Annotated in this window: 4 protein-coding genes and 1 pseudogene; all 5 read left to right on the forward strand. The window is 62.0% G+C overall.

The genetic code is table 11. The annotated features are described in order from the left end of the window. Positions 1–68 precede the first annotated feature (68 nt). Positions 69–1,301 (forward strand): DUF3363 domain-containing protein, encoded by a 1,233-nt coding sequence (locus HMPREF3143_RS25235; RefSeq protein WP_172686824.1) that lies wholly within the window; start codon positions 69–71, stop codon positions 1,299–1,301. A gap of 216 nt (positions 1,302–1,517) precedes the next feature. Further along, positions 1,518–2,732 (forward strand): chloramphenicol/florfenicol efflux MFS transporter FloR, encoded by a 1,215-nt coding sequence (floR, locus tag HMPREF3143_RS21560; protein WP_014386424.1) that lies wholly within the window; start codon positions 1,518–1,520, stop codon positions 2,730–2,732. A gap of 27 nt (positions 2,733–2,759) precedes the next feature. Further along, positions 2,760–3,059: pseudogene (locus HMPREF3143_RS26505) on the forward strand (LysR family transcriptional regulator); the annotation flags it as partial. A 3-nt stretch (positions 3,060–3,062) separates the two neighbouring features. Further along, the gene (locus HMPREF3143_RS21565; RefSeq protein ID WP_109354582.1) at positions 3,063–3,743 is read left to right on the forward strand and encodes a LysR family substrate-binding domain-containing protein; all 681 of its coding nucleotides are present in this window, start codon (positions 3,063–3,065) and stop codon (positions 3,741–3,743) included. A gap of 131 nt (positions 3,744–3,874) precedes the next feature. Continuing rightward, positions 3,875–5,609: conjugal transfer protein TraG (locus tag HMPREF3143_RS21570; RefSeq protein ID WP_070534273.1), on the forward strand; the 1,735-nt coding region annotated here is incomplete at its 3' end.

Below are 5,609 nucleotides of genomic sequence, written 5' to 3' on the forward strand. Positions count from 1 at the left end.
TTGGGTGAAAAGGGCGTTTATTCTTCCTATACGTCGACCAAGACCGCTTCACCCGAATCGACCGCGCCATGGCCGAGGAAGCCGATGCCCGTTTCCTCGACCTACGCCATGAACCGGCAGCGCCGAGGCGGCAGTTCGAGCGCACGCTGCGCCTGCGCCGTCTTACCAAGCTGGAGAAGATGGGACTGGCGACCGAGCACGCGCCCGGCGTTTGGGAATTGAGCAAGGACATGGAACCGGCCCTGCGCGAGCTTGGAGAGCGGGGCGACATTATCCGCACCATGCAGAAGGCGCTCGGCCCGCAGGGCGGCGAACGCGATCCCATGAGCTTCCAAATCCATGACGGAGCGCCCGAGACGCCCATCGTCGGCCGCGTCGTGGACAAGCACCTGTCCGACGAACTGGGGGAGAACCTGACCGTTGTGGTGGACGGCATCGACGGCCGCACGCACCACATCGCCGGCATCGCGCTCGAGCGGCTCGAGGACGCCCGCATCGGCAGCGTCGTCCAGCTCGGCCCCGCCGAGGCGGCAGCCCGGCCGTCCGACCGCACCATTACCGCCATTGCAAAGGACGGCATCTATCGGCCGAGCCGCCATCTGGAGCAGGCCAAGTTCGAGGGCCGCGTTCCAGGCGGCGACTATGAGGGCTATGTCGATGCCCATGTGCGCCGGCTGGAGGCGCTACGCCGGGCCGGTATCGTCGAGCGGATCGACGCCGACCAATGGCGCATCCCCGATGATCTGGTCAGCCGTGCCGCCGCCCATGACGCCGGCCGAGACAGTCAGGCCAGCGTTCGCGTCCTTTCCCCGGTCGATCTGAACAAACAGATCGGATCGGACGGCGCGACCTGGCTGGACCGGCGGCTGATCCACGGCGAGACGGCCGACCTTGCGCCAACCGGCTTCGGGCAACAAGTCCGCGAAGCCATGGACCAGCGCCGCGAGCACCATATCGAACAGGGCGACGCCACCCGCAGCCGGGACAGCCGCGTCTTCTACCGGCGCAACCTTCTCGCCATCCTGCGGGAGCGCGAGGTAGCCGGCGTCGGATCGGATATGGCTTTGAGTAAGGGCCTGCCGTTCCGCGCCGCCACGGACGGCGAGAGCGTCAGCGGCAAGTTTACCGGAACCGTGCATCTATCGAGCGGCAAGTTCGCCGTGGTCGAGAAATCCCATGAGTTCACCCTTGTCCCGTGGCGGCCGATCATCGACCGCCAACTCGGCCGCGAGGTTATGGGCATCGTGCAGGGCGGGTCGGTGTTGTGGCAGTTAGGGCGGCAGAGGGGGCTGGAACGCTGAGTGCGCCCATGCCGCATTGCGAAGCAAAAGATAATCGGATAAAATGTAGCAATTCATATTCGTAAGCGTGGAGTAATCAGATGGGAAATTCCAAGTCAGCAGACAAGTAAGCCGCAACAACCAGTATTGTTGTTGCGGCGCTCTGTAAGGCTAGTCTCATCTGATTGCTGACGAGCAGACGTCGCCCGGTATTCCTTAATCGAGGGTTGATTCGTCATGACCACCACACGCCCCGCGTGGGCCTATACGCTGCCGGCAGCACTGCTGCTGATGGCTCCTTTCGACATCCTCGCTTCACTGGCGATGGATATTTATCTCCCTGTCGTTCCAGCGATGCCCGGCATCCTGAACACGACGCCCGCTATGATCCAACTCACGTTGAGCCTCTATATGGTGATGCTCGGCGTGGGCCAGGTGATTTTTGGTCCGCTCTCAGACAGAATCGGGCGACGGCCAATTCTACTTGCGGGCGCAACGGCTTTCGTCATTGCGTCTCTGGGAGCAGCTTGGTCTTCAACTGCACCGGCCTTTGTCGCTTTCCGTCTACTTCAAGCAGTGGGCGCGTCGGCCATGCTGGTGGCGACGTTCGCGACGGTTCGCGATGTTTACGCCAGCCGGCCCGAGGGCGTCGTCATCTACGGTCTTTTCAGTTCGATGCTGGCCTTCGTGCCTGCGCTTGGCCCAATTGCTGGAGCACTGATCGGCGAGTTTTTCGGATGGCGGGCGATATTCGTAACGCTGGCCGCGCTTGCGTTACCCGCACTCTTGAATGCCGGTTTCAGGTGGCACGAAACCCGCCCTCTGGATCAAGTCAAGACGCGCCGATCTGTCTTGCCGATCTTCGCGAGTCCGGCTTTTTGGGTTTACACTGTCGGCTTTAGCGCCGGTATGGGCACCTTCTTCGTCTTCTTCTCGACGGCTCCCCGTGTGCTCATAGGCCAAGCGGAATATTCCGAGATCGGATTCAGCTTTGCCTTCGCCACTGTCGCGCTTGTAATGATCGTGACAACCCGTTTCGCGAAGTCCTTTGTCGCCAGATGGGGCATCGCAGGATGCGTGGCGCGTGGGATGGCGTTGCTTGTTTGCGGAGCGGTCCTGTTGGGGATCGGCGAACTTTACGGCTCGCCGTCATTCCTCACCTTCATCCTACCGATGTGGGTTGTCGCGGTCGGTATTGTCTTCACGGTGTCCGTTACCGCGAACGGCGCTTTGGCAGAGTTCGACGACATCGCGGGATCAGCGGTCGCGTTCTACTTCTGCGTTCAAAGCCTGATAGTCAGCATTGTCGGGACATTGGCGGTGGCACTTTTAAACGGTGACACAGCGTGGCCCGTGATCTGTTACGCCACGGCGATGGCGGTACTGGTTTCGTTGGGGCTGGTGCTCCTTCGGCTCCGTGGGGCTGCCACCGAGAAGTCGCCAGTCGTCTAACCGACGACTGGTAGCAGGCCCGCTCCGATGCGGCGCACTAACCATCGAAACCTCGTGAATGTCGGTATCCTGTCTGGCAGGATACCGCTCATTTCCCTTGTTCAGTTCATCGCCGTCGCCGAGCATCTGAATTTTCGGCATGCGGCCAAGGCACTTGGTATCAGCCAGTCGAGCGTCAGCGCGCGTGTGAAAGCGCTGGAGGATAACCTTGGTGTCCTGCTATTTGAGCGCCATGCGCGGGGCGTTCGGCTAACAGACGCAGGCAGGCACTTCATGGAGCGTGTCACGGCGGGTGTCGATCAACTCGATCACGCAGTGAAGACCGCAGGCATGACAGCTCAAGGAGAATACGGCCGGCTTCGCATCGGCATCCATGCCTTAATCCCACGCAGCTTTCTCACGGAGCTGATCCGTCATTATCGGGAAGAACATACGGGCATTGAGGTTGAGATCACCGAAGGCACAGCCCGCGATGCGGTGATGCAGCTTCGTGCTGACCAGCTCGACGTGGTGTTCGTCGCGGGCAAGCCCGAGATGCCCGACTGCCATACCCGACCGATCTGGACCGAACCGCTGGTGGCCGTGCTATCGGATGGGCATCGCCTCGCCGGGCAGTCCGCAATCACTTGGTCCGATCTGGTCGGCGAGACTTTCATTGTTCGCTATGGTGGCACCGGCCCGCAGGTCCATGACCATATCGTGCTGCGCCTTGCCGGGCGTTGGCCCGCACCGTCGATCCGGCGCTTTGATGTGGGGCGCGACACGCTGCTATCTATGGTCGGACAAGGCTTCGGCATCACTATCGTCGGCGAGGCAACGTCATTGTTGCCGACGACCGGCATCGTCTTCCTGCCCTTCCTCGATGAACCGGAGCCGGTTGCCTTTACAGCCGTCTGGTCGCCGTTCAATCGCAACTCCGCACTGAAAAATCTACTCAACCTCGCAGGCAAAATGAAGCGTGACGGCGATTCGCCCAATCGTTTCCTGGATGGCACTCGACCGGCACGATAACGGCACAGGCGATCCATCCTATTTGCCGCCGATAGTATCCGGCAGCCCTCCGGCATCCTCTTTCCTGTTGCCCGTCCCGATTTTGCCTACTCTCTGATCGGCTCCGTCTCTTTTGCCGACTGGAGCCTGCATTGCGCGGAGGCCGAATCCTTTGGGGTCAGATCGCCGTAGTCATCACCATCGTTCTGGTGATGACGTGGGCGGCGACGCAATGGGTTGCCTTTCGCCTCGGCTTCCAGCCCCAGCTTGGAGCGCCATGGTTCGATCTGGCGGGCCTGCCGGTCTATTATCCGCCGGCCTTCTTCTGGTGGTGGTTTTCCTTCGACGCCTACGCGCCCGCTATCTTCGTCGAGGGCGGCATCATCGCGGTATCGGGCGGCTTCATCGCCATCGCCGCCGCCATCCTCATGTCGATCATTCGAGCGCGGGAAGCCCGCAACATCGCCACCTACGGATCGGCGCGATGGGCGGAAGACAAGGAAATCCGTGCGGCCGGATTGCTCGGCCCCGATGGCGTAGTGCTCGGCCGGCATACGCAAGACTATCTGCGCCATGACGGTCCCGAGCATGTCTTATGCTTCGCCCCGACCAGAAGCGGCAAGGGCGTCGGATTGGTGGTGCCGACGCTGCTGACATGGCCGGCATCTGCTATTGTCCACGACATAAAAGGGGAAAACTGGACGCTGACAGCGGGCTTTCGCGCGAAGCATGGCCGTGTGCTGCTGTTCGATCCGACCAATGCCGGATCGTCCGCCTACAACCCGTTGCTGGAGGTGAGACGGGGCGAGTGGGAGGTCAGAGACGTTCAAAATATCGCGGATATTCTGGTCGATCCCGAAGGCAGCCTCGACAAACGCAATCATTGGGAAAAGACCAGCCATAGCCTGCTGGTCGGCGCGATCCTGCATGTCCTCTATGCGGAGAGGGACAAGACGCTGGCGGGCGTCGCCAATTTCCTGTCCGATCCGCGCCGCCCGGTCGAGGCGACCTTGCGCGCCATGATGGATACGCCGCATCTCGGCGAGGCGGGCGTTCATCCAGTCATCGCGTCGTCGGCCCGCGAGCTGCTGAACAAGAGCGAGAACGAGCGCAGCGGCGTCCTTTCCACAGCCATGTCCTTTCTCGGCCTCTACCGCGATCCCGTGGTGGCGCGAGTGACGGCACGCTGCGACTGGCGCATTGCCGATCTGGTCGGCAGCCGCCGGCCTGTCACGCTCTATCTGGTCGTGCCGCCATCCGACATAAACCGCACCAAGCCGCTCATCCGCCTGATCCTCAACCAGATCGGCAGGCGGTTGACCGAGGAATTGACCACCTCCGGCAAGCGCCATCGCTTGCTGTTGATGCTGGACGAGTTTCCTGCGCTCGGCCGGCTCGATTTCTTTGAATCGGCGCTCGCCTTCATGGCGGGCTACGGCATCAAAGGCTTCCTGATCGCGCAGAGCCTCAACCAGATCGAGCGCGCCTATGGGCCGAATAACGCCATTCTCGACAACTGCCATGTGCGCGTCAGCTTTGCCACGAACGACGAACGCACCGCCAAGCGGGTGAGCGACGCGCTCGGCGCCGCGACCGAGCTGCGCGATTCCACCAACTATGCCGGCCATCGACTTGCGCCGTGGCTAGGGCACCTCATGGTGTCCCGGCAGGAGACGGCCCGGCCGCTGCTTACGCCCGGCGAGATCATGCAGCTACCGCCCACGGACGAAATCGTCATGGTCGCGGGCACGCCCCCGATCCGCGCCACCAAGGCCCGCTATTTCGAGGACGCGCGGTTTCAGGAACGCATCCTGACCCCGCCCAAATTGGTCGCCGCTCCGCTGACGTCCAGCCCATTGGATTTCATTGCAAGGCTGGCCGCCCTGG

Origin of the sequence: Enterobacter sp. HMSC16D10 (assembly GCF_001807145.1) — a bacterium.
GTDB lineage: Bacteria > Pseudomonadota > Gammaproteobacteria > Enterobacterales > Enterobacteriaceae > Enterobacter > Enterobacter roggenkampii.

Excerpts from the sequence above, each read along its gene's own strand:
- floR (WP_014386424.1), top strand. The coding sequence starts at position 1,518 with ATGACCACCACACGCCCCGCGTGGGCCTATACGCTGCCGGCAGCACTG.
- HMPREF3143_RS25235 (WP_172686824.1), top strand. The coding sequence starts at position 69 with ATGGCCGAGGAAGCCGATGCCCGTTTCCTCGACCTACGCCATGAACCG.
- HMPREF3143_RS21565 (WP_109354582.1), top strand. The coding sequence starts at position 3,063 with ATGACAGCTCAAGGAGAATACGGCCGGCTTCGCATCGGCATCCATGCC.